Genomic DNA, 25,036 nt, shown 5'->3' with positions numbered 1-25,036 from the left:
GGCACACACTTGGAGACCCCGCCATGGGCAAGCACGCGTTCGAAGAGTCGCTGGCGCAAGGCCGGCACCTGCAACTGGCGCAGATGGCCGGTGAGTGGGAAGGCCGCTTCCGCCTGTGGTTCACGCCGGACGAACTGGCCTGCGAGGCACCGCAGCGGGGACGCATCCGCAGCGTGCTGGGCGGACGCTTCCTGATGCACGAGTACGAGAGCCGCTTCAACGATGAGCCCATCGAAGGCATCGTGTTGTACGGCTACCACCTGGACGATGGCCACTGGGAATCCGCCTGGGCGGAGAGTTTCGGGACGGGCACCAACATCATGTTCTCGACCGGCGCCGGCAACGCGCCGAGCCCCAACGTCCTCGGCAGCTACGGCGACGGACAGGGTGGTCCGCGCTGGGGCTGGCGCACGACGCTGGAGCAACCCGACCCTGACACGCTACTGATCACCATGTTCAACATCACCCCGCAGGGCGAAGAGATGCGCGCGGTGGAGACGCATTACACCCGCGTCGGATAGGCGGCAGCTGCAGGGCGGGAGCAATCAGGTCGCGATACCCGACAACTGGCGCAGCGCCTGTTCGAACACCTCCACCGGTTGCCCGCCCTGCACCAGGTGGCGGTCGTTGAAGATCACCGACGGCACCGCGCGGATGCCCTGCCGCTGGTAGAAGTGTTCGCGTTCGCGGACCTGTGCAGCGAAGGCATCCGTGTCGAGGATATGCCGCGCCGCCGCGCCATCCAGTCCGGCGGATCCGGCGACGGCGGCCAGCGTGTCACGGTCTGACACGTTTCTTCCTTCTCCGTGATACGCGTCCAGTAGCGCACGCTTGAGGGCAAGCTGCTGCGGGGCGCCGAGTTCGCCCGCCCAGTGCAGCAGGCGATGCGCGTCGAAGGTGTTGTAGATGCGGTCGCGCTTCTGCAGGTCGAAACGGAAGCCCAGGGCTTCTCCACGCTGGCGCAGCGCTTCGCCGTTCTGCGCCAGCTGCTCCGCGCTGAGGCCGTACTTGCGGCCGAGGTGCTCCGCGATGGATTCGCCTTCCGGTGCCATGTCGGGATTCAGTTCGAACGGTTGGAAATGCAGGTCCACCTGCAGGTCGCTGCCGATGTTCGCCATGGCGCGTTCAAGTGCGGACAGGCCGATGGCGCACCAGGGGCAGGCCACGTCGGACACGAAATCGATCTTCACGGGCGTGGACATGCGCTGCGCCTCATTCGCTCGCGGTGTTCTTGTAGACACGTCCTTGCTTCATCACGAAGCCGACATTCTCGAGCACCGCCACGTCCTGCAGCGGATCGCCGTCCACCGCGATCAGGTCCGCGTAGTAGCCCGGCTTCAGCACGCCCGCATCCTTGTCGACGCCGAACAGCCGCGCATTCACCACCGTAGCCGAGCGGATCGCCTGCAGCGGCGTCATGCCGAACTGCACCATGCGGGAGAACTGGCGCGCATTGAGGCCATGCGGGTAGACGCCACCATCCGTACCGAATCCCATGACGACGCCCGCCTGGTGCGCCTTGCGGAAGTTCGCGCGCTGGGTGGCACCCACGCGGCGCTCCTTCTCCAGCGATTCGGGCAGGAAGCCGGCCTTTTCGCCTTCGCCGAGGATGTATTCGGTGTTGTAGATGTCCATCACCAGCACGGTGCCGTTCTTCTTCGCCAGCGCGATGCCCTCGTCGTCGATGAAGCTGGCGTGCTCGATGGAATCCACGCCGGCCAGCAGCGCATTGCGGATGCCGGTGGCGCCATGCGCGTGCGAGGCGACCTTGCGGCCGAGCGCATGGGCTTCGTCAACGAGGGCCTTCAGTTCTTCCAGCGAGTACTGCGGCGCACCGACTTCGGTGCCCTTGGACAGCACGCCGCCGGTGGAACAGGTCTTGATGAAGTCGGCACCGAACTTGACGTTCTGCCGCACCTTCTGGCGTGCGGCCCACGGACCATCGGCCACGCCTTCGCCCACGGCCTTGTACTCGGCCGGCAACAGGTTGTTGTCGCTGCAATGGCCGCCGGTGATGCCGATCGATACGCCACCGGCGAGGATGCGCGGGCCGTCGACTTCGCCCGTGGCGATGGCATCGCGCAGCGCCACGTCGGCATACCCGGGCGAACCGGGAACACGCACGGTGGTGAAGCCGGCGAGCAGCGTGGTGCGCGCGTTCTTCGCGCCCTTGATCGCAGCGGCGGGCAGCGAGATGGCCAGGCGGCGATAGCCCTGCAGGTCGGCATCGCCATGCAGGTGCACATGCGCATCCATCAGGCCGGGCAGCACGGTCTTGCCGGACAGGTCGTGCACGGTTGCGCCGGCCGGTATCGGTGTCGTTGCGGCGGGACCGATGACGGTGATGCGCGCATCCTCGATGACGATGGCCTGGTCGGCCAGCATCCGTCCGGATTCGACATCGAGCAGGCGCCCGGCCTTCACGTAAGTGGTCGCCGCGAACGCGGGCGCGCAGGCGAAGGAAAGGGCAGCGGCGAGGACACTCACCATTCGAGCGTGCAGGCGCATCGGAACTCCGGGCAGGAAAGGGGCCGCGCGACTCTAGCAGCCGCACGCATTCGATGACGAAGCAGGACGGGCGATCCCGCCCTGCGCGCGGACATCAGACCGGCGTCGGATTGCGATAGACGAAGCCGGCCTGGTGCCAGTACGGGTACGGCTTCGGCCGCCGGCTTGCCGCATCCAGCTTCGCCACCTGCTCGGTCGTGAGGTTCCAGCCGACCGCGCCGAGGTTCTGCTTCAATTGCTCTTCGTTGCGCGCGCCGATCACCACCGTACTGACCGTGGGACGCTGCAACAGCCAGTTCAACGCGACCTGCGGAATTGACTTGCCGGTTTCCTGCGCGACTTCGTCCAGCGCGTCGACCACGTCGTACAGGTACTCCAGGTCGACCTGCGGGCCGGCATCGTTCGCGGTCTGCGACTGCAGGCGGCTGTTCTCGGGCAACGGCTGGCCGCGACGGATCTTGCCGGTCAGGCGGCCCCAGCCGAGCGGGCTCCACACCACGGCGCCGACGCCCTGGTCGGCGGCCAGCGGCATCAGTTCCCATTCGTAGTCGCGGCCGACCAGCGAGTAGTACGCCTGGTGCGCCACGTAGCGCGTCCAGCCATGGCGGTCGGCAGCGGCGAGTGACTTCATCAGATGCCAGCCGGAGAAGTTCGACACGCCCAGGTAACGGATCTTGCCGGCCTTCACCAGCGTGTCGAGGGTGGACAGCACCTCCTCCACCGGCGGACGCGCATCGAAGCCGTGCAGTTGGAACAGGTCGATGTAGTCCGTGCCCAGCCGCTTCAACGCGGCATCGACCGCATTGATCAGATGATGACGCGAGGAACCGACCTGGTTCTCACCGTCGCCGAAGCGGAAGGTGGCCTTGGTGGAAATGATCAGGGAATCGCGCGGCTTGCCCTTGATCGCCTCGCCGAGAATCTCCTCGGCCGCACCCTTCGAATAGATGTCGGCGCTGTCGAACATGTTCAGGCCCGCATCGAGGCAGACATCGACCAGTCGGCGCGCCTCGGCCACATCGGTACTGCCCCAAGCACTGAACAACGCACCCTGGCCACCAAAGGTGCCGGTGCCGAAGGAGAGGACGGGAACGCGGAAGCCGGACGCGCCGAGGTAACGGTATTCCATGAGCGGATGCTCCAGAAGCGGGGGAGTGCGCCATTGCACTCCCCCGCCACGACAGCGGCAACCCCTGACGGTGGAAAACTCCGTTGCCCGCCGGCGAAAACTCAGTTGGGGCTGGCCGCCGGGCGCACGATGATCTCGCTGACGTCCACGTCGTCGGGCTGCTCCACCGCGTAGGCGATGGCGCGTGCGATGGCCTCGGCGGGAATCGCGACCTGGCGGAAGTCTTCCAGCCACGCCCTGATACCGGCATCGCTGGTAGTTTCGGCCAGTTCGCTGGTGGTCACGCCCGGCGACACCACCGTGACGCGCAGGTTGTCGTGCTCCTGCCGCAGGCCTTCGGAGATGGCCAGCACCGCGTGCTTGGTGGCGCAGTAGACCGACGCACTGGGCCACACGCGGTGGCCCGCGGTGGAGGCGATGTTGATGATCTGTCCGCCACCCTGCATCTGCATGACCGGCAACGCCGCCGCGATGCCGTGCAGCACGCCGCGGATGTTGACGTCGATCATCTGGTTCCATTCATCGATCTTCAGCGCGGCCAGCGGCGACAGCGGCATGACGCCGGCATTGTTGACGATCACGTCGAGGCGGCCGAATTCCGCCGTGGCGAATTCGACGAACGCCTGCATGTCGTCCAGGCGGGTGACGTCGAGCGCTCGCTGACGGGCTGTGCCGCCTGCCGCTTCGATGCCGGCGACCAGCTGTTGGAGCCGGTCGGTACGGCGGGCGCCGAGGACGACGCGGGCGCCACGGCGCGCGAGTTCACGCGCGGCGTCTTCGCCGATGCCACTGCTGGCGCCGGTGATGGCGATGACTTTTCCTTCGATTCCGGACATGGGACACCTCGTTGGGGTAGCACGGCGCGGGCTGCGCCGGGACGGAGCGCAGTCTGGTCGCGACGACCGCGGCGTCGATATCCGGTTCCTACGCGATCCTTGCCTGATCCTGCGACTACCGTCCTCCCCCCATTCCATCCCCCCGCACGCTGCGTAGACTCCTTCCATCCCCCATGCCCGTCCCGCAGGCGTTCCCATGCCCGACACCCCCCTTCCCCTCGATGAGCGCGTCCGCGCATTGGCGGAGCTGATTGAACGATCCACCGGCGCGGACGGTTTCCACACCACCGCGATCCCGGCGCTGAACTTTTCGCGGCTCAGTGCCCCGATGGCGCTGCCATCGCGCGGCGTGCAGGAAGCCGCCCTGTGCCTGATCGTGCAGGGCGCCAAGCGCGCGATCCTCGCCGACGAGGTTTACGAGTACGACGCCAGCCGCTTCGTGGTGGCGTCGGTCGACCTGCCGGTGACCGGCCAGGTGACGGAAGCCTCCGCCGAGGCTCCCTATCTGTGCCTGGTGCTGAAACTCTCCGTCGCCACCATCGCCGAGATGGTTACTGAAGCCGAATCGGCGAAAGCGCCGCTGCCACCGCCCTCGCGCGGCCTGTTCCTGCAGCCCAGCAGCGTGGAGATGCTGGACGCCGCGATCCGGCTGGTGAAGCTGCTCGATGCGCCGCACGACATTCCACTGCTGGCGCCGTTGATCGAACGCGAGATCCTCTACCGCGTGCTGTGCAGTCCGCAGGGCGCGATGCTGCGCCACATCGGCATCGCCGACAGCCAGGGCCAGCGCGTGGCAAAGGCCATCCATTGGCTGCGCGAGCACTATGCCAAGCCGCTGCGTATCGACCATATCGCCCGCGAGGTGCACATGAGCGCCTCGGCGCTGCACCACCACTTCAAGGCGGTCACCGCAATGAGCCCGCTGCAGTACCAGAAGCAGTTGCGGTTGCAGGAAGCCCGGCGGCTGATGCTCAGCGAAGTGCTGGACGCCGCCAGCGCCGGCCATCGCGTGGGCTACGAAAGCCCTTCGCAGTTCAGCCGCGAGTACAGCCGCATGTTCGGCGCGCCGCCGGTCCGCGACGTGGAGCGCCTGCGCAACCTCTGACGGGTGCGGAAACAGGGGCTGAACGCCGCCTTTGCAGACCCGGTCTCGACGTTGCCGCGCCCGCGGAGCAGGCGCACACTCAAATGTGACACCTACCGAGGAACGGCCATGAAGACGCCTGCCCTGTTGCTCACCGCCATCGTCGCGCTGGCGACCGCCTTGCCCGGCATGGCACGCCAGAAGAACGTCACCGACCCCGACATTCCGCGCAGCCTGCCGGCCGAAGGCGGTGCAGTCAGCGTGAGCTGGACCGATCCCGCACAGTTCAGCGAAATCAAATACAGCGGCAGCCGCTGGGAATCGGAGCGCGGCACCTGGGTCACCGACCTGGCAAAGTACCTCCGCGATGAAGCCGGCCAGCAGCTCGCCCGTGGCCAGACCCTGGACATCGTGATCACCGACATCGACCGTGCGGGCCGCTACGAGCCATCCGCGCGATCCGCCATGAACGATATCCGCATCGTCAAGGACATCTACCCGCCACGTATCGCGCTGAACTTCAGCGTCAAGGGGCCGGATGGCCAGGTGATCGCCGAAGGCGAGCGCAAGCTGGTTGATCACGGGTTCCTGATGGGGCCCAACCTCAGCAACAACGACACCCTGCGTTACGAAAAGCGGCTGATCGACGACTGGTTGCGCAAGGAGTTCCGGAACGGCCAGGCCGTCACGTCCACGCCCTGATCCCTGCCCACCCCTCGACCGCCGAAGCGGCACGGCGAGAGTTCCCCTTGGAGCGGATCGGAGGGCGGCCCAGGCTTGCAGCGCGCCGATGGCGGCACCATATCGTGGCCATCTTCCCGCGGAGTTCCGATCATGACGACCTTCGACCTGTCGCCCCCTACCGACGTGCAACGCGAGCGCCTGATGGCCAACCTGAGCGATGAGGAACGCCGCGTGCTGCTGAACCATGGGACCGAGGCGCCGTTCTGCGGCGTCTTCCTCGACAACAAGCAGGACGGCGTCTACACCTGCCGGCTTTGCGGGCTGCCGTTGTTCCGCTCCAGCGCGAAGTTCGACTCCGGCACCGGCTGGCCGAGCTTCTTCCAGCCCGTGGACGAAGCGCATGTCGGCCGTATCCGCGACAGCAGCTACGGCATGGTCCGTACCGAGATCGTCTGCGCGCGCTGCCACAGCCACCTGGGCCATGTGTTTCCCGATGGCCCGCCGCCGACCGGCGAGCGCCACTGCCTGAATTCGGCGTCGCTGGCGTTCACGCCCAATGGCGAGGTGTTCCCGGACTTGCTGCAGCGTGGCGGCGCGGAAGCGCTGCCCGCCGGATAGCCGCCTGCTGCCTGTCACGAGACCGGCACATGACGGCGGTAGCCTGACCGTCACCCAACCGTCTCCCGGCTGCCGCACGGGTGCAACACATGCCGCTGTCCGCCGATCCCGAAGCGCCTGCATCGCCATTTGCCGGACTGCCCGCCGCGCTCTGGCTCTATCGTTTCGATGCCGAAGGCCGGGCACGGATACTGGATGCGGCGAAGTGCGGGCCATCCGCGCTGGATGCCTTCGCGGATGGCTGGCACTGGCTGCACCTGGACCTGAGCGATGCTCGCAGCGCGCAGGTGGTCGCGATGCTGCCGATCCCGGACGACGCGCGCACCGCATTGGTGTCGCCCGACACCCATGTCAACCTGCAACTGGAAGACGATGCCGCGCACGGCGTATTCGTCGACTGGGTGCACCAGCGTGGCGTCGACCTCGCGGCCGAAGGCCAGCTGCGTGGCGATGACGGCATCGGTTGGCTGCACTTCGCCGCGACGCCCGGCCTGCTGGTCACCGCACGGCGGCAGGCACTGCGCTCGGTCGAGGCGGCACGCCGCGGCATGGCGGGCGACATGCGCGCCGGTTCCCCGGTGCGGTTGCTGGAAGTGATCGCCGACCATTTCGCCGACACGGTGGAGCGCAGCAGCGACAGCCTTTCCGTGCGACTGGACCGGATCGAGGACCGCGTGCTGGCCGACAGCATCGGCGAAGAACGCCGTGACCTGGCGCAGCTGCGCCACCAGACAGTCCGCCTGCACCGCCCGCTCACCGCCATGCGGCGCGTGCTCAAGCAGTTCGAGCAGCGCCATCCCGCCGATGCCGAGCACGAACTTCTTTCCGCCGTCTCGCGCCTCAACCAGCGCTTCGATGACCTCGATGGCGATGTAGGCACGCTGCAGGAACGCGCGCGCCTGTTGCAGGACGAAGTGGCCGCGAAGCTGGCGGAACGCACCAACCGCCATCTCTACGTGCTCTCGATGATCACGGCCTTGCTGCTGCCGCCCAGCCTGGTGGCCGGCATCTTCGGCATGAACCTGCCGGGCCTGCCGTTCGCGCACGGGACGCATGGCCTTGTGTTCGCGCTGTTGCTCGGCGCGGCCTCCAGCGTGGCGGTCTATCTGATGCTGCGGCGCATGGGCGTGGCGCGTTCGACCTGAGCACGCGCGGGAGGACCCCAAGCCCCGACACGCACGCCACCCGACACGATGAAGCATGTCCGGCGCAATGTCCGGCACGCGCTGCATCGATGGGCAGAGTTCCACGGAGCCCGGGTTTCTGCGGTCGGGGCCGAAGCCCCTCCCACACGGGTATCCTAGCGGCGTGATGACGCTGCCCCTCCGTACCGCCACCCGTTATGTCACCCCGCTGCGCGAAGGCGGCTCGATGCCGGCCGTGGTCGAGGCCGACGACGACGGCCTTTACGTGCTCAAGTTCCGCGGTGCCGGCCAGGGACCCAAGGCGCTGGTCGCCGAACTGATCGCCGGCAGCCTGGCGAAAGCGCTGCATTTGCCGATGCCGGACCTGGCACTGATGGAACTGGATGCCGACCTGGCGCGCACCGAAGGCGACCCGGAGATACAGGACCTGATCAAGGCCAGCGCCGGACTCAACCTGGCCATGGACTACCTGCCCGGCGCGGTGAATTTCGATCCCGTGGCCGAACAACCGGATGCGGACCTCGCCTCGCGGATCGTGTGGTTCGATGCCTTCATCAGCAACGTCGACCGCACGGCACGCAACACCAACCTGCTGATGTGGCATCGGCGGCTGTACCTGATCGACCACGGGGCATCGCTGTACTTCCACCACGGCTGGGACGGCGACGTGTCCGGCGCCGGCAAGCCGTTCCCGCTGATCCGCGATCACGTGCTGCTGCGCTGGGCCTCGCGCCTGGAGGACATCGATGCGGCCATGGCGGCGCACCTGCCGGATGCCGTGATGGCGGGGATCGTTGCCGAGATCCCCGACGCCTGGCTGCAGGGACCGGACAGCTTCGGCGATCCGCCAGCACAGCGCGCGGCCTACACCGACTACCTGATCCGACGTCTGGCACAGCGTGACGCGTTCGTGCAGGGGGCGATCCATGCGCGCGCATGACACTTACGACTATGCGGTGATCCGCGTGGTACCGCGCGTCGAGCGCGAAGAGTTCGTCAACGTCGGCGTCATCCTGTCGTGCGAACGCGCGGGATTCCTGGAAGCGCGCATCGAAGTGGACGAAGCCCGCCTGCAGGCCCTCGACCCCACGCTGGACATCGAATCGCTGCGCCGCCACCTGGACACCATCCCCGCCATCTGCCGCGGTGGCGAAGCGGCCGCGCCGATCGGACTGCTGCCGGCGCGCGCCCGCTTCCACTGGCTCACGGCGAAACGGAGTTCGATCATCCAGACCTCATCGGTGCATATGGGTCGTTGCGGTGATCTTCCTGCAACGCTGGAGCATCTGATGGATCGCATGGTGCGGCCGCCGAAGGCGACCGCGCCGCGATGAGCGTCTACGTGGATGACGCCGTCACCCTGTGGCGCGGTCGTCGTTGGGCACACATGATGGCCGACACGCTGGACGAACTCCACGCCATGGCGGCACGGCTGGGCATTCCGCGCCGCGCCTTCCAGGACAAGCGCAGCGGGGCGCACTACGACCTGACCGAGGAGTTGCGCGCACAGGCGCTGGAACAAGGTGCCGTGGCAATTTCACGGCACCGCGACCGCGATCAGGTCCGCGCGATCATCCGTCTCGCGCGTTCGCAATGGAGCGGCGCGGCAGACGGCGAACGCTCCCTGTAGGAGGGGCTTCAGCCCCGACCGCACCTCTGCTGGAGCCCACCCCAAGCAGGCGCCGGGCAGAAGCCCGGCCCCACGATCTGCGTCAAAGCTGTTGCGCCTTGCCGCTGCGGATCGCATCGTCCAACAGGCGCGCGACATCGCGCTGCAGCTTGTCGCTCGCGGCCATCTGCTTGCGGCTCAGCGCCTCCTGCTGGCGCGCGAGCGGCTCCTGCTGACGGGCCAGGGCTTCCTGCTGGCGCGCCAGCTGCTCCTGTTGGTCCGCCAGCGCATCCATGCGGCGATCAATCGCCGCTTGCCGCGCATCGGCGCCCTGCATCGCGGCGGCGGCTTGTTCGCTGGCGATGGCGGCCATCTTCACGCCCAGTTCGCCCTGCTTGGCGCCCAGATTGCCCTGACGCTCGCCCAGCGCACCCTGTTGTTCGCCCAGCTTGCCCTGCTGCTCGCCCAGTTGCTGGACCGGGAGGTGCGCCGCCTTCACGCGCTGCAGCGTCGCGGCATCGCGTACGACGTACTGCTTGCCGTCCTGGCGCACCCACAGCACAGGCGCACCGCTCTGCTTCAGGCGTTGGGCCGTGCGGATGTCGTCGCTGTGGCCGGCCATCGTCACGTCGTCGCCATCGATCAGTACGTAGGCGTCGCCGCCGCGCGAATCGCCGATGCTCCACGTGCCGGTGACACGGCGCGGCGATGCCGGCGGCGGGGGGGGCGACGGTGCTGTGACCTTCGGCTTCGGCGGGAGTGCAGGCGGCGTGGGCGGCGAAGGGGGTGCAACCTTGGGCTGCGCGGGAGGTGCGGGCGGTGCAGGCATGTCAGCCGCGGAAGCAACGAGGACCGGCTGCGGCGTCGCCACCGGCGTGGGCGCGACGACCGGATCGGCCTGCGGCGCAGCGGCGGGTGCAGCCACCGGTGCAGGTGCGATGGGCGCCCGCGGGGCGACCGGCGCGCTGCTGGCGATCACGCGATAAGGCACCACGCCCAGCAGCACCAGGCCGAGGGTCAGGGTCAGCGCGCTGGCGCGCAGGGGCGAAGCGGTGTGCTGCAACATCAGCAGTCTCCTCTTGAGGATGCGGAAGGTGGGGGAGGCACCCGCCAACGCGGGCGATGGAGCGGTGGAGACGCCGAGCTTCACCAGCAGGCGTCCGTAGTCGTGTGCGGCATGGTGTTCGTCCGCGAGCACGGCGGCATCGCACGCCACTTCACGTGCGAACGCGTATTCGCGCGCGGCCAGATGCGCGACCGGGTGGAAGAAGAACAGGTGCTGCGCAAGCGCCGGCATCCAGGCCAACCAGAGATCACGCCGCTGCAGGTGCGCCAGTTCGTGGTGCAGGGCCATGTGCAGATCGTCGTCGCTCATGGCGGCGACGCTGGCCGCGGGCAGCATCAACACGGGACGCCATGGCCGGGCCAGCAGCGGCGAGTCGATCTCGGCGCTCACGCGCAGTGCGGGAGCGGGTGCGATGTCGAGCCGGCGCACCAGCGCGTCGTACACCGCCCGGACACGGCGGTCCTGGCACGGGTGCGCGCGTGCGATCTGCCCACGCAGGCGCCACGCATGGCGCAATGTGTTCGCCACCATCACCGCGACGCCCGCGAGCCAGGCGGCGAGCAGCAACACGCCCGTGTCGATCCTGGATGCCTGCGTCGTCGCCATCGGCGCGATCGTCATCGCAGGGGCAGAGGACGCCGATGCCTCCGCGGCCATCGCCAGCACGACGGGTGCCGCGACCGGTTCGGCCGGCAGCAGCGGTAGCGCCACCGGCGCATGCCAGACCAGGCCGACCACCATCTGCGTGGCGACCAGCCACCACAACCAGGCGCGCGTCCGTGCGTCGAGTCGCGGCAGGTAGCGGCACAGGGCCCAGACCAGGGCAGCGAGGAGCAGGGATTGCAGCCCGACGGCAAGAAGTCGGGACATCAGGCCATCGGCCAGCGCGACGAGATCCATCTCAGCCCTCCTTCCGCTTCGATTGCAGGGTGGCCACCAGCGCTTCCAGCTCGGCCAGTTCGTCGTCGCTGACCTCGGTGCGCTGCGACATCCACGCCATGAACGGCGACAACGAGCCCTGCAGCGTCTTCTCGACGAAGCTGCCGACCGCATGGCGCATCACGTCGGTGGACTGCGCCACCGGCGCGTAGCGGTAGACACCGTCTATCTGCCGGCGTCGCAGGTACGCCTTGGCGCGCAGGCGCTCCATCATGGTCAGCACGGTGGAACGCGCCAGGCCGCGGGCTTCGCCGAAGGCGGCGGCCACTTCGCCGACGCTGGCTTCGCCGTGTTCGGACAGATGCTGGAGCAGCGCCAGTTCCTGGTCGCCGATGGACTTGCGGGCCTTGCCGGGCATGGGATCGCCTCATGACTACAGTTGTCGTCAACATGCCCTTGACGACAACTGTAGTCAACCCTGCCGAAGGTCATTCCCGTGCACCGGCCGACAGGCGGTCGCGACTCAAGAAACCGGTGGCCAGGCCGATCCTTGGACAACCCCACCGTGTGCCCGCCTCGCCATGCTCATCATCGTCGGCTTCATCATCGTCACCCTGAGCGTGATCGGCGGCTACCTTGGCTCGCACGGCAAGCTGGGCGCCCTGTGGCAGCCGTTCGAGCTGGTCATCATCGGCGGCGCGGCACTGGGCGCTTTCATGGCCAGCAACCCGACCAAAGTGGTCAAGGGCACGATTGCCGCCTCGCTGTCGGTGTTCAAGGGCGCCAAGTACAAGTCGGCCGACTACCTGGATGTGCTGACGCTGATCCACGAGATGCTCAACAAGGCGCGCCGCGATGGCTTCATGTCGCTGGAAGAGCACATCGAGAACCCGACCAACAGCCCGCTGTTCCAGAAGTACCCCAAGATCCTCGCCGACCACCACCTGCTCGACTTCCTGACCGAATGCCTGCGCCTGATGGTGGGCAGCAACATCGAACCGCACGAACTGGAACCGCTGCTGGAGCTGGAGCTGGAGAAGCACCACCACGAAGCGATGGCGCCGGCGCATGCGTTGCAGAAAGTCTCCGACGGCCTGCCCGGCTTCGGCATCGTGGCGGCGGTGCTGGGCATCATCGTGACGATGGGTTCGATCGGCGGTGACATCGCCGCGGTCGGCGCGCACGTCGCCGCCGCGCTGGTCGGTACCTTCCTCGGCATCCTGCTGGCCTACGGCTTCGTCTCGCCGCTGGCCGCCGCCATCGAGGCGCAGGTCGAGCAGGACAGCCGCATGTACGAATCGGTGAAGACCGCGCTGCTGGCCTGCCTGCGCGGCTACAACCCGGCCGTGGCGCTGGAATTCGCCCGCAAGACGCTGCCGTCCGACGTGCGCCCGCCGTTCGTCGCGTTCGAAGCGCACCTCAAGGCCAACAAGTAAGCCACGGCGATGAGCGAGCAGCGCCCCACCATCATCGTCCGCCGGGTCAAGAAGGTCGCCGGCGGCGGCCACCACGGCGGCTCATGGAAAGTCGCCTACGCGGACTTCGTGACCGCGATGATGGCGTTCTTCCTGGTGATGTGGTTGATGGGCGCCACCACCAACAAGGAGCGCGCGGCGATTTCGGAATATTTCCGCAACCCGAGCCCGCTGAGCGGCAAGAGCTTCTCGCCCGCGCCCGGTCCTGCAGGTCCCGGTGGCGCCAGCAATTCGATGATCAAGCTGGGCGGCACGATGGACATACCGCGTGGCGACGCCAACGATCCTTTCAGCAAGCCTTCGGCCGATGCGCAGAAAGCGGAGGTCGAGGCACAGCAGAAGGCACAGGAACAGAAGCGCCTGGAGACGCTGATGCAGGCGCTGGAGGAAGCCATCGGCAAGAGCCAGGCGCTGGAGCCGTTCAAGGACCAGTTGCTGCTCGACCTGACGCCGGAAGGACTGCGCATCCAGATCGTCGACCAGCAGAACCGGCCGATGTTCGACCTCGGCGGCACCACGCTGAAGTCCTACACGCAGACGATCCTGGGCGAACTGGCGGGCTTCATCAATCAGGTTCCCAACCGGGTCAGCATCACCGGCCACACCGACACCACGCAGTACGCGTCCAATCGCGGCTACACCAACTGGGAGCTAAGCGCCGAGCGTGCCAATGCCGCGCGGCGCGCGCTGGTGGCCGGTGGCATGCACGAGGACAAGGTCTCGCGCGTGGTCGGCCTGTCGTCCTCGGTGCTGTTCGACAAGCAGAATCCGCAGAACCCGGTCAACCGCCGCATCAGCATCGTGGTGATGACGAAGGCGGCGGAAGAGGCGCAGCAAGGCGAAGGCCAGCTACTCGCCCCCGGCGCGCCCACGCCCGATGCCGATATCGCCATGCCCGACGCGCCGGTGCAGGCGAGTGCAGCGTCAACACCTGTAGCCGGTGTGCCCTGATCCGAAGCGGGTGCGATGTTCTTTCTGACGCCGGCACTCTGCTCCCGCGGCCCAAAGCGTCGGTGCACCCCCTCATGTAAATGCGAATACTTCTCATTAGTGTTGACTTGCTGCAATCATGGAGCTATACCGTGCCCGCGGGGAGCGCAAACAAGCGCCCCCGCAATCTCCCCATTCCAAGGAGTAAGGATGAAGACGCTGGTGCTCCCCTTTGCAATCGCAGGATTGGTCACTCTGTTGCCCATCACGTCGTCTGGGCAAGAGAGCGACCCGTTCTACAATCATCTTCAGTACGACATCAATTCTGACATCGCGCACAAGTGCTATGCGGACTCAGTGCTGTCCGTGCGCTTGGAGAATTTCTTCCAGGACGTCACTAGCGCATGCTTGCCAGACCATGACGGTTACAGCGCCCACATCGAGCTGCAGACCGCGTCCGAGAAGAACGAGGCACTCGATGTCGTGGCGGATTCGCCGGCGAACGAATACTTCCTCTGTGATGAACTTGTTGGCGGTTGTTTCGGTGCCCACTACCAATAAGAGGAAGACGTCATTGACCGTTGCCGCCATCTTGGCGGCATCTTTTTGCCTGTACTCCTGCATAGGCGCGGACGGGATCCTAACGAGGTCGGCAGTGGAAGAGCCCGAAGGAGAGGCAGAGCGCGGCGCCATCCGCTCGCCGGAACCGGGGGCGCTGCCGAGCAGTCACCACGCCAAGGCAACGTCCTTGGCCGTCGCTCTCCCTTGTGCGCAGAAATCCCAGGATGGTTTGGGTTCTGCCTGGACTGAACTGGCCACCATCGAGTTTCCGAAGCCGGCGGAGTGCTGCGACTACGACAGACAAGAGCTCGACGCGCTTCTCGACGCATGCAGCGCATACCACGATTCCATCAACGAACACATACGCACACAATCCACGTGGCCCGATCAGAAGAACTACCTGCTCATCTCCAACACATTCAACACCTGCAGGAAAGCGAGGAACACCCTTCGGGCGACAATCGGCAATTCCAAGGAGGTGGCTCGTCATCGTTCCCTGTACATGCAGGTGGTCGACGACTTCAAAGAGTCAAGGTGGAGTGCGCTCCTGGCGAAGATGCAGGACGGATACCCACTGGAACTCAACGACGGAAGGGAGGAGCCGGGGTACCCTAAGAACATCATGCAACTGGCAGCGCTCTACAGTGCACCTCCGGAGGTCATGAAGAGGATCATGGCGACCGGAGTCGCGATACCCGACTATACGATTCCGTTGGCCCTGAAGCATGGCAACGTGGCCGTGTATGAAGCATTCAACAAGAAGAACAAGAACATCAATTCCATATCGTTCCACGGCGCGCCCTATTGGGCCCCATCCTTCTTCTCGGGAAAGAACGACGCTTACGGCGTAATGCTGCTCGAACGGGGCGCGGACTACTCGGTGAAGTACATGGACAACGGAGAGTATGGAGACATCCTTCACCACTTCCTGAGAAGTAGGACGCTGGCCAGCAACCCAGCATATGGGAGAGCCGCCGTGCTCTCCATGATCGCCGGCGGCGCAAGAGTGGAGAGGAGCATGCTAGACATGGACGTGCCGATCGAAGTGCGCGATCTCCTCGTCACGCACTTTGCAAAGTGTGGGGATCAATAGCGTACCGGTGTGGGGTGAGGCGCCGAACGACAACCATCGACGTACAGTGTCTTGGCGCTGGGCCGGCGTCACAGCGGCTTGGACGTAGAGCGGATTCGATAGCGCCCGTGCCCGTCCTAGACGCAGGCGCGTTGCATGAACTGCCACAGCGGCCCTGCACTGACGGACAACCGTTTCCACAATCTCGGACTGCACTTCCGTGGTCGTCCGAAAGAGGACCTGGGGCGCTACCGAGTGACCGGTGATCCCGCCGACAGCGGCAAGTTCCGCACGCCGACATTGCGGGGCGTGGGAAAGACCGGGCCTTACATGCACAGCGGCGGCTTCATGGAGCTGCGCGGCGTGGTGAACATGTACAATGTCGGTATGCCACGGCCCGCACGGAAGCCGGACCAGCAGGACGATCCGTTGTTCCCACAGACCGATCCGCTGCTCAAGCCCCTGGACCTGCACAAGACGGAACTGGAAGCGATCACCGAGTTCCTGCAAACGCTCTGACGGCAGTCAGCGCGCGTCGTGATCGCCCTGTTCCGGGCCGCGGCCGGGACGCCCCAGGGACTGCAGCACGTCCTCCGCCACCGTACGCAGGTGCAGGTCCTGTTGCGGGAAAGGAATCTCGATGCCGGCCACATCCAGCGCCGCATGCAACCGGGTCATCAACTCGCTGCGGAGGGTCGACCAGTTGTCGAAGTCGTGCGTCCATGCCCGGATCGCGAAGTCCAGCGAACTGGCACCGAACCCGGTGAACAGCACGGCGGGTGCGGGGTCGTCCGCGATGCCCTGCGTCGCGCGCGTGGTTTCCTGCAACAGCTGCATCACCCGCGTGACATCCGTTCCATAGGCGACGCCCAGGTCGATGTCGATCCGGCGGGTGGGGTCGTTCAATGTCCAGTTGGTCAGCTTGTCGGACAGCAGCATGCCGTTGGGCACCACCACGTCGGCCCCATCGAAGGTGCGCACCGTGGTCGCGCGCATGCCGATGTTGCGCACGCGGCCCGCCGTGCCGCTGATGTCCACCACGTCGCCCGGCTGTACCGGGCGCTCGAACATGAGGATCAGGCCGGAGACGAAGTTCTTCACCACGTCCTGCAGGCCCAGGCCGATACCCACGCCGAGCGCGCCGAACAGGAACGCCAGCTGGCCCATCTTGAAACCGGCCGCCGAAAGCGCCGCCAGCAAGCCGAGCAGCAGCAGCGCGTAGTAGCTCAGCGAAGCCACGCTGTTGTCCACACCGCGCGGCAACGACATGCGCGGCAGCACTTCTTCCCGCAGCAGGGCGCGCAGCGTCCTCGCGGTCCAGACCGCCAGCACCACGCCGATGCAGAACACCAGTATGTGGCCGAGGCTGATCGACAGCTCGCCGTATTCGAACCGATGCGTCACCACGGCCTTCGTCACGTCGTATACCGGCCGGAAGAGGCGGAAGCGGTTCATCGTGTAGATGATCCAGCCGATCACCGCCGCCACCCGCGCCCACCGTGCCAGCGATTCCAGCACGTTGCCGCCATGCCGGCGCATCAGCCACAGCCGCCTGACCTCGCGGCGCGTGCCCAGCCGGCGCAGCAACGTCTCGAACACCGTGACCGCCGCGTACAGAACCAGGGCGAAGTAGCCGCTCTCGATGATTCCCGAGGCCAGCATTTCCGCCAGCGACACATTGCCCAGGACGTTGGCGCCGATCGACACCACCAGCACCCCCACGCCTATCCAGGCCAGCGCATGCACCAGTCTGCCCGCCGGTCCCGCCACCCCCGCGAACTGCTGCCTGCGGGAACGCCACAGCAACCACCCCGTCGCTACCAGCGCCAATGCCGCCAGCGCCAGGTAGTACATGCGGTAGAGATAGTCGCTGGCCATCAGCAGTACGGACAGCCGCTGCAACAGATAGAAGCCGGTAGCCAGGTATGGCCACGGACCGAGCAGGCGCCGTCCCTGCTGCGGCATCAGGCGCAGCACCGGCACCAGGGCGACGAGCATGGCGAGCTGGTGCAGGAACAGCGGGGCGTTCGGCTCCAGCAGCAGCGTGCCGATCATCGAGAGCAGCAGCCAGGTGGAGAAAGGCCGGCCGATCACGCGCGACTCGGCATCGGTCGCCAGGACCGATGTGGGGTCCAGACCATCGCGCCGGTGACGCCACGCCACCCACAGCAGTACGACCAGCAACAGCACCTGCAGGATGTGCAGCAGCCGCTGGTTGCCCACGTCCGCCGCCGCGTACTGGGCAACGAAGCTGTTTTCCGACTGGATGTCGCGGCTCAGCTTGTCCGTCACATCCTGGCGCAGCGTCGTCGAGCCCTGCACGCGCCAGAGCGGCGGTGCATCCAGACGCAACAGCCGACGGTCCGCGTACGCGATGGCTTCTTCGACCGACCGCTGGCCGGACTGGATGCGCGCGGCAAGCAGATTGGCGCGACGACCGAGTCCGATCTGTTCGGCGAGCGGCGATGAAAGCGACTGTTCGGCCTGCTGCAGGCGGTCGGCGACCGCGTCGACGCGCAGGCGCAGGGCCTCCGGCGTGCTCCCGGGGGCCATCGCCTCGCGCGTGAGGTCCCAGTCCGCGCGGCGCAGGGCGAGGTCCGCGGCATCCTGCGCGTAAGGCCCGACCAGCGCCTGCATGTCGGCGCGCCAGCGCGCGTATTGCCGCGCATCGAATTTCCAGTGGCGCTCCATGCTTTCCAGCCGCACCACCGGCAGGGTGCGCAGCTCGCCGTAACGGAACAGGCGGGTCTTCTGGTCCACGGACTGCTCGATCGTCGCCAGCCGCGGCACCAGCCGGCCCAGCGGGTCCACGTTGGCTGCGCGCAGCGTCACTTCTTCTGCGTAACGTTCGTCCGCGTCGGCGCGCCCCGGAATGTCGGCCAGTGCGATAGCCTCCGGTGCCTTGGGCTTGGCGGGTGTCAGCAGCGTGGTTGCATCCTGCGCAAGGACGAGTGCCGGCAGCAGGCAAAACAGACAGGCCAGCAACAGGCGCATCACGGGCATGATCGCTCCAGCCAACATGGCATTCGCTTCAAGGGGAACCGGTCCGACAGCCGGCAAGCACGCAGTCTAACCCGGGCACCGTCGGAACCATGGTCAACGATGGCTCAGAACGCGTCGCTGCCCGGGCGGATCTCGACCCCCATCACCGCCGCCAGCTGCTGCATGCCTTCGTCGTCGCGGCGCAATGCCATCCAACCCGCATACGCATCTCCGCCGGTGTTCCAGTTCCACAAGGTGTAGCCGTGCTCGCGCAGGCGGTCGTGGGCGGTGGCCATCAGCGCGGGCACGTCGGTATCGTCCAGGAAGTCCTCATCGCTGGTGTCGCCGCCCCAGTCGATCTCGATGGCGTAGCGCGCCGCGAGCTGGTTGACGCAGTCGATGAAGGACTCCGCATCCTTCCAGTCCACGTAGAAACCGGAGGTCCAGTCGATGGCATCCTTCAGCGTCCACAACACCTGGTCGGGTTCGACGCCGTCGTCGCCGCCCGCTTCGCGGTAGGCCGCGAACTGCCGCAATGCGGTTTCCTCGTCGCCGGGGTTGATCAGGACCAGCAGGTTCCACACCAGTGCTTCGGTGTCGTCCAGGTCCATGTCGTCCTCGTCATCGAAGGCGTGGCGGAAGTTGTCGTCGGGGTCGAATTCGTGGTCGGGCGATGACATCGGCGTCGGATGAGGGAAGTTGGTGAACAGCATGCCGCGCCGGCCGCGTCCGGGGAAGCCGTGCCGCACCGTGCAGGACATTAAGACCGCGTGATGCATCCAGTCGGGTGAGCGCGTCGTAAGGAACTGCGTGTCCGCAACGCAGGACACCTCTTCCCACTCCTGGAGCACATCATGAAGTACACCTTCCTGTCCGTCGCCCTGACGGCCGCCCTCGCCGCCACGGCCTGTTCGCCGAAGACCGCCGATGCCGAGGCAGGTGCCGCGCCGATGCCGGTACCCGAAGCCGCCGCGGACGTGACGGCCGATGCAGCCATGCCCGCCGAACAGAACGACGTGGTGGATCTCGCCATCGGTTCGCCCGACCACACCACGCTGGTGAGCGCGGTGCAGGCGGCGGGCCTGGTCGATACGCTGAAGGGCGCGGGACCGTTCACGGTCTTCGCCCCCGTCAATGCCGCCTTCGACGCGCTGCCCGCAGGCACCGTCGACACCCTGCTGAAGCCCGAAAGCAAGGGTGACCTCACCACCGTGCTGACCTACCACGTGGTAGCCGGCAATGTGGATGCGGCCGCGCTGACACAGCAGATCGAAGCGGGCGGCGGCACCGCCACGCTGAAGACCGTGCAGGGCGGCGAACTGAAGGCGCAGTTGGCCGACGGCGGCGTCACCCTCACCGATGCGAGGGGCAACACGGCCAAGGTCACGACCGCCGATCTGAAGGCCACCAACGGCGTGATCCACGTGGTCGACAAGGTGCTGATGCCGTAATTCCTCGACGGCAGCACCGCCGGGACGGTCGTGGTGGGCCGCCCCGGCGTTTTTGTCACCGGCGCGCCCAGGGTCTATCTTGGCGGGGCCGGTCCGCACGCCGGCCTGCCGGGGAGGCCGCGCCATGTTCAACCCCCGTCCCGTGGTGCAGCAGCTGGCCATCGGCCACGGCCATGCCTGCGTGGTCATCGACGATGCATTGCTCGCGCCGGATCGCCTGCCCGCCTACGCGGAGGCCTACCGCGAGGATTTCCAGCCGGCACCGGCATCGGTGTTTCCTGGTGCGCAGCTGCGCATGCCGGAGGAATTCATCCACCTGCTGCACGACGTGTTCCGCGAGCACGCGCGCCGCGCGCTCGGCGCACGCCGCGTGCTGTTCAGCGCGGGCCGGCTGTCATTGCTGACGTCGCCGCCGGCCACGCTTTCCCCCGCGCACCGGATGCCCCGGCGCGTGCGCACGTTCGAGGCGGACCAATGCGCCGCCATGGCCGAACTGTTCCTCTTTCAAGACCCCGCGCTGGGGGGCCTGCAGTTCTTCCTGCCACGCATCTCGCCGCCGCAGGTGGAACTGATGGAACACGACGCCGATGCGCTGCCACCGGAAGAATTCTCGCAGCGTTACATACTGCCGGCGAGCTACCCGGACGGTTCGAATGCGTGGTTCACCCATGTGCTCACCGTGCCGGCAAAATGGAACCGGCTGGTCTTCCACGACGGTGCCGCGTTCCATGCCCCAGCCGTCCCCCATCCCGGGCAGCTGCGTGCTGACCCGCGATCCGGAAGGCTGACCCTGCAGGCCACGCTCATCTGCAGCCGCAACCGCGTGGCATGGTAGCCGGCGCGCTTCGGTTATCCTTCCGCCTCCCATCCGCACGACGCACTCCCATGTCCGACACGCCTCCCGACCACCTGGCCTCCGACCCGCGCAGCCCGTTCTACAACGCCGAGGCGATGGATCGCGGCGTCGGCATCCGCTTCAACGGCGTGGAGCGCGACAACGTGGAGGAGTACTGCATCAGCGAAGGCTGGGTGCGCGTCCCCGTGGGCAAATCGAAGGACCGCCGCGGCAATCCGATGACGATGAAGGTCAAGGGCACGGTGGAGGCATGGTTCCGTTCGCCCGCCGGCGAATGAACGTGGCGACGCCGCCGTGCGCGGCTTGAACGTCGCCGGTCGGCGCACCGTGGCACAATCCCGGCCTGCATGGCACGCCGGGAGGGCGCATGAAGTTCCTGTTGATGGTCTACACGGATGACCAGTTGCTCGATGCGCTGCCTGCCGGCGCTTTCGACCAGATGATGCATGGCTGCATCACTCACGCCGACGAGCTGAAGGCGCAGGGCACGCTGGTGGAATCGCAACAGCTGGAACATGGCAGCACCGCGCGCACGGTGCGCGTGCGCAACGGCAAGACCAGCGTCGTCGACGGCCCCTTCGCCGAGACGAAGGAGATCCTGGGCGGCTACAACCTCATCGAGGCCGACAGCATCGATGAAGCGGTGAAGATCGCGCAGGAGTTCCCGTGGATCGGCACCGGCAGCATCGAGGTGCGGCCGGTGCGCGACTTCGACGCGGTACGCCGGCGCGTGGGCGCCTGACCCGCGCCTACTTCGCTTTCGCGCCGCCCAGGTGGCGCGAAAGGAAATCCAGCAGCCTCGTGTAGTAGGTGCGCTGGTTGGCTTCGGCGTAGAAGCCGTGGCCTTCAGTGCGCACGTACAGGGCTTCTACCGGCACGCCCGCCAACTTCAGCGCTTTCTCCATGCGTTCGCTATGGGCCTGCGGTGCGATTTCATCCTTGCCGCCCGCGGCCAGGAAGACGGGCACCTGGATGCGCGATGCCAGCGCGGTGGGTGATACGTCCACCAGACGCGCACGGTCGTCACCCACCCAGTCGTCCATGTAGGTACCCATCCAGCGTGCGCTGCGCGACTTCTGCTTGTGCATCAGTTCCAGGTCGTAGACGCCGACATAGCCGGCGGCACAGCGGTAGAGCTCCGGCTCTTTCGCCACGCCCATCAGGGCCGCGTAACCGCCATAGCTGGCGCCATACAGGCAGATGCGCTGCGGGTCGGCGATCTTCTGTTCGATCGCCCAACGCGTGGCGTCGGTGACGTCGTCCTGCATGGTGCGCCCCCACTGCCGCGCACCGGCCTGCTGGAATGCACTGCCGTAGTTGCCGGAGCCGCGGTAGTTCAGCCGCAGCACCGTGTAGCCCGCACGCGCCAGCATCTCCGCCTCGTCGTTGAACTCCCAGCCATCGAAGACGCCGAACGGACCACCATGCGGCATCACCACCATCGGCAACGGCGCGGCGTGGTGCCCATGCGGCCGGGTGAGGTAGCCATGCAGGGCGAGTCCGTCACGCGCCCGCAGCGTCACCAGTTCGCTGGGTGCCACCTTGGCGGGGTCCAGCCAGCTGCGCCGGCTGAAGACCAGGTCCGCCGAGTTGTTCGTCGTATCGAACAGGAAGAAATCGCCCGGACTGGTATCGCTCCACGCATGGACGATCTTCAGCCGGCCGTCGCGCGTGCCCGATGTGATCTCGATCGACGAGCCGGGGAACGAACGCTCCAGCTTGCGATACAGCCGCGCGGTGGTGGATTCCTCATCGAAGAACGCGGTGCGCAGCTTCTCGTGCATGAAGAAACTGCCGACGGGCGTGCGGCCATCGTCCGCATAGATGATGTCGTGCGGATCGACCACCGGGTCGCGCATCACCTGGGTGCGCCCACCGTTGGTGGTGTCCAGCGCCACGATGGCATCGGGCCCCTGCGCCTGTTGCACCTGCAGGTAAGCGGTGCGTCCGTCGGTGGAGAGACCGAGCGGCCACTCCACGTGCCCGCTCTTGCCTTCATCGTTCACCAGCGTCCACGGTGAATCATCGTCCGCCCGATGGTAGAGCTTGCTGATGTTGTCGTCGCCGGACCCGATCGCGTAGCGCACCCGGCGGGCAGGGTCGACGACGAAGCGCGCATTCCGCACCGGCGCGGTCGCCACCGTGTCGAGATCGCCACTGAAGACATCGAGCATCTCCACCCGCGTGCTCGGGGACGAGGTATCCAGCGCGTACATGCCCACCAGCACCTTGCGCGACTGACCCGGCAAGGTGTCGATCAGATAAGCGGCACGCGGCTGCAGCTCCGTGCCCTCCAGCCCGTAGCGGGCGAAGATCTGGCGCCGCGCGCTGCCATCGGCGTTGGTCGCGTAGAGCTCTCCGGTCGCATAGGGCTGGTCGCGCGAGCCGTACTTCTTCGCCACCGAGACGACGACGCGCTCGTCGCTGACCCACCACACGCCATTGATCACGCTGTCACGGCCGGCACTGACCTTGGAGGTGACCTGCTTGTCGCTGCGCCGGATGACGGCCAGGATGGTCTGGTCCTCCAGCGGCACCGTCATCGCGTAGTACTCGCCCGTCGGCGAGATCTTCAGGGTTTCCAGCACATCCCTTTTCAGGAACGGCTCAAGCTCGACCTGCGCATGCGCCAACGGCGCCAGCAGGCACCCCAGCAGGATACCCGCACTGCGTATTCCCCACTCCATGGACGCCTCCCGTGGCATCACGTATCCCCGCGCGGATTAAAGCGCAGCAGCACGGCGGGGGACAAGCGCACGCGGTCACGGCATCGCGAAGCGGACCTCAACGCGCCAGCGCCGGCTCCTGCGGCCGCTCGATCGCGGGCGTCTGCACGAGGGAGGCGGCCTCCAGCCGCTGCTGGCCGACCTGCAACCAAGCCTGTCCGGCCGCACCCTGCAGTCCATCGCGCGAGATGCGTTCGATCGCCGCGCCATCCCCGCGCTTCGCCGCATCCAGCAACGACTCGACCATGTCGCCTGCACGGGCCGGCGCTGCGGTGTCCGAACGGGTCTCCGGCACCGGGCCGATCTCGACTGGCCGCCAGGCCAGTTCACGCGCCAGCGCTTGGTTGCGTGGCTGCGCATCCAGGCAGTCGATCCTGCACAGTGTTCCGGGCGCGAGCTCCTCCTGCATCCCGCGCGCGCCAGCCTTGTCGTACACCGAGGTGCGATAGAAGAACTGGTGCTCTTCGGAGCGATGGATGACGTTGCGCGCCGAATCGATCGGCTCCTCGCGCTTCTCCAGATAGGGCGTGTCGCTGAGTGCGTTGAGGTAATCGATCATCAGGTTGCCGCTGCGGATCCCGATGCCATCCTGGGAGTAGCCGCCGCCGATGTCGCTATGCGCACCTGCCACGGTGACGTTGAGGAATCGCCCGCCATCGGTCACCCCGGGATCCATCACGCGCGTGGACTGGAACAGGTTACGCCGCTCGTCGTCGGCCGTGATCTGGAAGCCCGACACCACGGACGGCGGCAGGCGGCGATCATGGTCGCGCGGCTCACCCGTGCCGACCGGATCGAACAAGCCGACAGCCTGGATGACGGTGCCGGGTTCGCGCAACGGTGGGCCGATGTAATTGACGCGTAGGACGCGACCGTCTCCGTCACGGGTCACCTGCGCGCCCTCGGGATTCTTGATGCCACGCTCTTCGACCAACCGGGTGAAACCGGCCGCCTGTTCCGCGCCACGACTGAATCCGATGGCGGCGAGGCGGATGTCCGCGCCGGGATTCTCCTTCAACCAGGCGGCCGACTGCTTCACGAACTGAAGATACATATCCTCCATGCGTGCTTCGTATGTGTACCCGCTGGCGAGATCGTAAGTGCCGCTCAGCCCTCCCTGCGTCCCCGGCCCTTCCACGTAGCCCTGGGCGATGGTGGGATCCCTCAGCGACTCGATCTGCTTGGCGATCCGCGCGACGTTGGTATGATTCTCCGGCGCATCCCTCATCATGCTATTGCCGGTGCCGTCGAACGCGGCGATGAACAGACGGTCGTCCGACCTGCCACTGTCGTGGAGAACGGGCGCGGAGAACCCCGCGAGCTGCTCGCTGGCGTGTGGAAAACTCGCCAGGTCCGATGCCGTCGCCGTTATCGTGCTGACGCCGTCAGGGTGCCGTTCTCCGCCCATGTCCTTCTCCTTGGACT

The 25,036-nt window shown here is 66.7% G+C and carries 26 protein-coding genes and 1 pseudogene; 17 read left to right on the top strand and 10 right to left on the bottom strand.

Annotated elements, in window-relative coordinates:
* The first annotated feature begins 23 nt into the window (after window positions 1-23).
* Window positions 24-521, top strand: coding sequence for a DUF1579 domain-containing protein (locus tag FB548_RS17135; protein WP_142126020.1), 498 nt, complete (start codon window positions 24-26; stop codon window positions 519-521).
* A 24-nt stretch (window positions 522-545) separates the two neighbouring features.
* Here FB548_RS17135 and FB548_RS17130 read toward each other — a convergent pair whose 3' ends face one another.
* From FB548_RS17130 to FB548_RS17115, 4 genes are all read right to left on the bottom strand, one after another.
* On the bottom strand, window positions 546-1,202 hold the full coding sequence (locus FB548_RS17130) for a DsbA family oxidoreductase (RefSeq protein WP_142126019.1): 657 nt from the start codon (window positions 1,200-1,202) through the stop codon (window positions 546-548).
* Window positions 1,203-1,212: 10 nt separating this feature from the next.
* Window positions 1,213-2,508 carry an amidohydrolase family protein gene (locus FB548_RS17125; protein WP_142126018.1) on the bottom strand — a complete coding sequence of 432 codons (1,296 nt, stop codon included), beginning with the start codon at window positions 2,506-2,508 and terminating at the stop codon, window positions 1,213-1,215.
* Between the two features lie 94 nt (window positions 2,509-2,602).
* Window positions 2,603-3,637, bottom strand: coding sequence for an aldo/keto reductase (locus FB548_RS17120; protein WP_142126017.1), 1,035 nt, complete (start codon window positions 3,635-3,637; stop codon window positions 2,603-2,605).
* A gap of 101 nt (window positions 3,638-3,738) precedes the next feature.
* Window positions 3,739-4,473 carry an SDR family oxidoreductase gene (locus FB548_RS17115; protein ID WP_142126016.1) on the bottom strand — a complete coding sequence of 245 codons (735 nt, stop codon included), beginning with the start codon at window positions 4,471-4,473 and terminating at the stop codon, window positions 3,739-3,741.
* A gap of 196 nt (window positions 4,474-4,669) precedes the next feature.
* On the opposite strand from FB548_RS17115, the gene FB548_RS17110 reads away from it, so the two are divergent.
* From FB548_RS17110 to FB548_RS17080, 7 genes are all read left to right on the top strand, one after another.
* Window positions 4,670-5,578 carry an AraC family transcriptional regulator gene (locus FB548_RS17110; RefSeq protein WP_185742158.1) on the top strand — a complete coding sequence of 303 codons (909 nt, stop codon included), beginning with the start codon at window positions 4,670-4,672 and terminating at the stop codon, window positions 5,576-5,578.
* A gap of 108 nt (window positions 5,579-5,686) precedes the next feature.
* Window positions 5,687-6,259, top strand: coding sequence for a DUF3016 domain-containing protein (locus tag FB548_RS17105; RefSeq protein WP_142126015.1), 573 nt, complete (start codon window positions 5,687-5,689; stop codon window positions 6,257-6,259).
* 132 nt (window positions 6,260-6,391) lie between these two features.
* A complete protein-coding gene (gene msrB / locus FB548_RS17100) occupies window positions 6,392-6,859 on the top strand; it encodes a peptide-methionine (R)-S-oxide reductase MsrB (RefSeq protein WP_142126014.1) in 468 nt (155 codons plus the stop codon).
* Window positions 6,860-6,948: 89 nt separating this feature from the next.
* Window positions 6,949-8,004, top strand: coding sequence for a CorA family divalent cation transporter (locus FB548_RS17095; RefSeq protein ID WP_142126013.1), 1,056 nt, complete (start codon window positions 6,949-6,951; stop codon window positions 8,002-8,004).
* Window positions 8,005-8,170: 166 nt separating this feature from the next.
* Window positions 8,171-8,944 (top strand): HipA family kinase, encoded by a 774-nt coding sequence (locus FB548_RS17090; RefSeq protein WP_142126012.1) that lies wholly within the window; start codon window positions 8,171-8,173, stop codon window positions 8,942-8,944.
* Window positions 8,931-9,338: a DUF3037 domain-containing protein gene (locus tag FB548_RS17085; RefSeq protein ID WP_142126011.1), complete on the top strand. Its 408-nt coding sequence runs from the start codon at window positions 8,931-8,933 to the stop codon at window positions 9,336-9,338. The genes FB548_RS17090 and FB548_RS17085 overlap by 14 nt, the downstream gene beginning before the upstream one ends.
* A complete protein-coding gene (locus FB548_RS17080; RefSeq protein WP_142126010.1) occupies window positions 9,335-9,634 on the top strand; it encodes a DUF4031 domain-containing protein in 300 nt (99 codons plus the stop codon). The genes FB548_RS17085 and FB548_RS17080 overlap by 4 nt, the downstream gene beginning before the upstream one ends.
* A gap of 82 nt (window positions 9,635-9,716) precedes the next feature.
* Here the strand turns inward: FB548_RS17080 and FB548_RS19105 are convergent, their stop codons facing one another.
* Entirely contained in the window at window positions 9,717-11,579 is a 1,863-nt protein-coding gene (locus tag FB548_RS19105; RefSeq protein ID WP_142126009.1) for a M56 family metallopeptidase, read from the bottom strand.
* 1 nt (window position 11,580) lies between these two features.
* The gene (locus tag FB548_RS17070) at window positions 11,581-11,976 is read right to left on the bottom strand and encodes a BlaI/MecI/CopY family transcriptional regulator (RefSeq protein WP_142126008.1); all 396 of its coding nucleotides are present in this window, start codon (window positions 11,974-11,976) and stop codon (window positions 11,581-11,583) included.
* A gap of 163 nt (window positions 11,977-12,139) precedes the next feature.
* Between FB548_RS17070 and motA the strand changes: the two genes are divergently transcribed.
* The 5 genes and pseudogenes from motA (at window position 12,140) to FB548_RS17045 (ending at window position 16,115) form a co-directional block, all read left to right on the top strand.
* A complete protein-coding gene (gene motA, locus FB548_RS17065) occupies window positions 12,140-12,994 on the top strand; it encodes a flagellar motor stator protein MotA (RefSeq protein WP_142126007.1) in 855 nt (284 codons plus the stop codon).
* A gap of 9 nt (window positions 12,995-13,003) precedes the next feature.
* Window positions 13,004-13,933: pseudogene (gene motB / locus FB548_RS17060) on the top strand (flagellar motor protein MotB); the annotation flags it as partial.
* A 240-nt stretch (window positions 13,934-14,173) separates the two neighbouring features.
* Window positions 14,174-14,524, top strand: coding sequence for a hypothetical protein (locus tag FB548_RS17055; protein ID WP_142126005.1), 351 nt, complete (start codon window positions 14,174-14,176; stop codon window positions 14,522-14,524).
* A 13-nt stretch (window positions 14,525-14,537) separates the two neighbouring features.
* On the top strand, window positions 14,538-15,617 hold the full coding sequence (locus FB548_RS17050; RefSeq protein WP_142126004.1) for a hypothetical protein: 1,080 nt from the start codon (window positions 14,538-14,540) through the stop codon (window positions 15,615-15,617).
* Window positions 15,618-15,752: 135 nt separating this feature from the next.
* A complete protein-coding gene (locus FB548_RS17045) occupies window positions 15,753-16,115 on the top strand; it encodes a hypothetical protein (RefSeq protein ID WP_142126003.1) in 363 nt (120 codons plus the stop codon).
* A gap of 6 nt (window positions 16,116-16,121) precedes the next feature.
* Here the strand turns inward: FB548_RS17045 and FB548_RS17040 are convergent, their stop codons facing one another.
* Together FB548_RS17040 and FB548_RS17035 are read right to left on the bottom strand one after the other, a co-directional pair.
* On the bottom strand, window positions 16,122-18,599 hold the full coding sequence (locus FB548_RS17040; RefSeq protein WP_142126002.1) for a mechanosensitive ion channel domain-containing protein: 2,478 nt from the start codon (window positions 18,597-18,599) through the stop codon (window positions 16,122-16,124).
* 104 nt (window positions 18,600-18,703) lie between these two features.
* On the bottom strand, window positions 18,704-19,258 hold the full coding sequence (locus tag FB548_RS17035; protein ID WP_142126112.1) for a hypothetical protein: 555 nt from the start codon (window positions 19,256-19,258) through the stop codon (window positions 18,704-18,706).
* 174 nt (window positions 19,259-19,432) lie between these two features.
* On the opposite strand from FB548_RS17035, the gene FB548_RS17030 reads away from it, so the two are divergent.
* From FB548_RS17030 to FB548_RS17015, 4 genes are all read left to right on the top strand, one after another.
* Window positions 19,433-20,029: a fasciclin domain-containing protein gene (locus FB548_RS17030; RefSeq protein WP_142126001.1), complete on the top strand. Its 597-nt coding sequence runs from the start codon at window positions 19,433-19,435 to the stop codon at window positions 20,027-20,029.
* A 124-nt stretch (window positions 20,030-20,153) separates the two neighbouring features.
* Entirely contained in the window at window positions 20,154-20,864 is a 711-nt protein-coding gene (locus FB548_RS17025; protein ID WP_142126000.1) for a DUF6445 family protein, read from the top strand.
* 50 nt (window positions 20,865-20,914) lie between these two features.
* A complete protein-coding gene (locus FB548_RS17020; RefSeq protein ID WP_142125999.1) occupies window positions 20,915-21,163 on the top strand; it encodes a DUF3297 family protein in 249 nt (82 codons plus the stop codon).
* A gap of 89 nt (window positions 21,164-21,252) precedes the next feature.
* A complete protein-coding gene (locus FB548_RS17015) occupies window positions 21,253-21,627 on the top strand; it encodes a YciI family protein (RefSeq protein ID WP_142125998.1) in 375 nt (124 codons plus the stop codon).
* A 7-nt stretch (window positions 21,628-21,634) separates the two neighbouring features.
* On the opposite strand, the gene FB548_RS17010 is transcribed toward FB548_RS17015, so the two are convergent.
* Together FB548_RS17010 and FB548_RS17005 are read right to left on the bottom strand one after the other, a co-directional pair.
* Window positions 21,635-23,572, bottom strand: coding sequence for a S9 family peptidase (locus tag FB548_RS17010; protein ID WP_142125997.1), 1,938 nt, complete (start codon window positions 23,570-23,572; stop codon window positions 21,635-21,637).
* A 97-nt stretch (window positions 23,573-23,669) separates the two neighbouring features.
* Window positions 23,670-25,019 carry a DUF2235 domain-containing protein gene (locus FB548_RS17005; protein ID WP_142125996.1) on the bottom strand — a complete coding sequence of 450 codons (1,350 nt, stop codon included), beginning with the start codon at window positions 25,017-25,019 and terminating at the stop codon, window positions 23,670-23,672.
* Between the last annotated feature and the right edge of the window lie 17 nt (window positions 25,020-25,036).

The sequence above is a fragment of the Pseudoxanthomonas sp. 3HH-4 genome, assembly GCF_006716465.1.
Taxonomy (GTDB): domain Bacteria; phylum Pseudomonadota; class Gammaproteobacteria; order Xanthomonadales; family Xanthomonadaceae; genus Pseudoxanthomonas_A.
This window is presented reverse-complemented; position numbering and strand designations above follow the sequence as displayed.

Bases quoted from the DNA above. Each gene is read 5' to 3' on its own strand.
- FB548_RS17005 (WP_142125996.1), bottom strand. From the start codon at position 25,019: ATGGGCGGAGAACGGCACCCTGACGGCGTCAGCACGATAACGGCGACG.
- FB548_RS17080 (WP_142126010.1), top strand. From the start codon at position 9,335: ATGAGCGTCTACGTGGATGACGCCGTCACCCTGTGGCGCGGTCGTCGT.
- FB548_RS17030 (WP_142126001.1), top strand. From the start codon at position 19,433: ATGAAGTACACCTTCCTGTCCGTCGCCCTGACGGCCGCCCTCGCCGCC.
- FB548_RS19105 (WP_142126009.1), bottom strand. From the start codon at position 11,579: ATGGATCTCGTCGCGCTGGCCGATGGCCTGATGTCCCGACTTCTTGCC.
- FB548_RS17135 (WP_142126020.1), top strand. From the start codon at position 24: ATGGGCAAGCACGCGTTCGAAGAGTCGCTGGCGCAAGGCCGGCACCTG.
- FB548_RS17125 (WP_142126018.1), bottom strand. From the start codon at position 2,508: ATGCGCCTGCACGCTCGAATGGTGAGTGTCCTCGCCGCTGCCCTTTCC.
- FB548_RS17015 (WP_142125998.1), top strand. From the start codon at position 21,253: ATGAAGTTCCTGTTGATGGTCTACACGGATGACCAGTTGCTCGATGCG.
- FB548_RS17020 (WP_142125999.1), top strand. From the start codon at position 20,915: ATGTCCGACACGCCTCCCGACCACCTGGCCTCCGACCCGCGCAGCCCG.
- FB548_RS17025 (WP_142126000.1), top strand. From the start codon at position 20,154: ATGTTCAACCCCCGTCCCGTGGTGCAGCAGCTGGCCATCGGCCACGGC.
- FB548_RS17040 (WP_142126002.1), bottom strand. From the start codon at position 18,599: ATGCCCGTGATGCGCCTGTTGCTGGCCTGTCTGTTTTGCCTGCTGCCG.
- FB548_RS17115 (WP_142126016.1), bottom strand. From the start codon at position 4,473: ATGTCCGGAATCGAAGGAAAAGTCATCGCCATCACCGGCGCCAGCAGT.
- FB548_RS17045 (WP_142126003.1), top strand. From the start codon at position 15,753: ATGAACTGCCACAGCGGCCCTGCACTGACGGACAACCGTTTCCACAAT.
- FB548_RS17130 (WP_142126019.1), bottom strand. From the start codon at position 1,202: ATGTCCACGCCCGTGAAGATCGATTTCGTGTCCGACGTGGCCTGCCCC.
- FB548_RS17110 (WP_185742158.1), top strand. From the start codon at position 4,670: ATGCCCGACACCCCCCTTCCCCTCGATGAGCGCGTCCGCGCATTGGCG.
- FB548_RS17055 (WP_142126005.1), top strand. From the start codon at position 14,174: ATGAAGACGCTGGTGCTCCCCTTTGCAATCGCAGGATTGGTCACTCTG.
- FB548_RS17120 (WP_142126017.1), bottom strand. From the start codon at position 3,637: ATGGAATACCGTTACCTCGGCGCGTCCGGCTTCCGCGTTCCCGTCCTC.
- FB548_RS17010 (WP_142125997.1), bottom strand. From the start codon at position 23,572: ATGGAGTGGGGAATACGCAGTGCGGGTATCCTGCTGGGGTGCCTGCTG.
- FB548_RS17070 (WP_142126008.1), bottom strand. From the start codon at position 11,976: ATGCCCGGCAAGGCCCGCAAGTCCATCGGCGACCAGGAACTGGCGCTG.
- FB548_RS17085 (WP_142126011.1), top strand. From the start codon at position 8,931: ATGCGCGCGCATGACACTTACGACTATGCGGTGATCCGCGTGGTACCG.
- FB548_RS17090 (WP_142126012.1), top strand. From the start codon at position 8,171: ATGACGCTGCCCCTCCGTACCGCCACCCGTTATGTCACCCCGCTGCGC.
- msrB (WP_142126014.1), top strand. From the start codon at position 6,392: ATGACGACCTTCGACCTGTCGCCCCCTACCGACGTGCAACGCGAGCGC.
- motA (WP_142126007.1), top strand. From the start codon at position 12,140: ATGCTCATCATCGTCGGCTTCATCATCGTCACCCTGAGCGTGATCGGC.
- FB548_RS17105 (WP_142126015.1), top strand. From the start codon at position 5,687: ATGAAGACGCCTGCCCTGTTGCTCACCGCCATCGTCGCGCTGGCGACC.
- FB548_RS17095 (WP_142126013.1), top strand. From the start codon at position 6,949: ATGCCGCTGTCCGCCGATCCCGAAGCGCCTGCATCGCCATTTGCCGGA.
- FB548_RS17035 (WP_142126112.1), bottom strand. From the start codon at position 19,258: ATGTCATCGCCCGACCACGAATTCGACCCCGACGACAACTTCCGCCAC.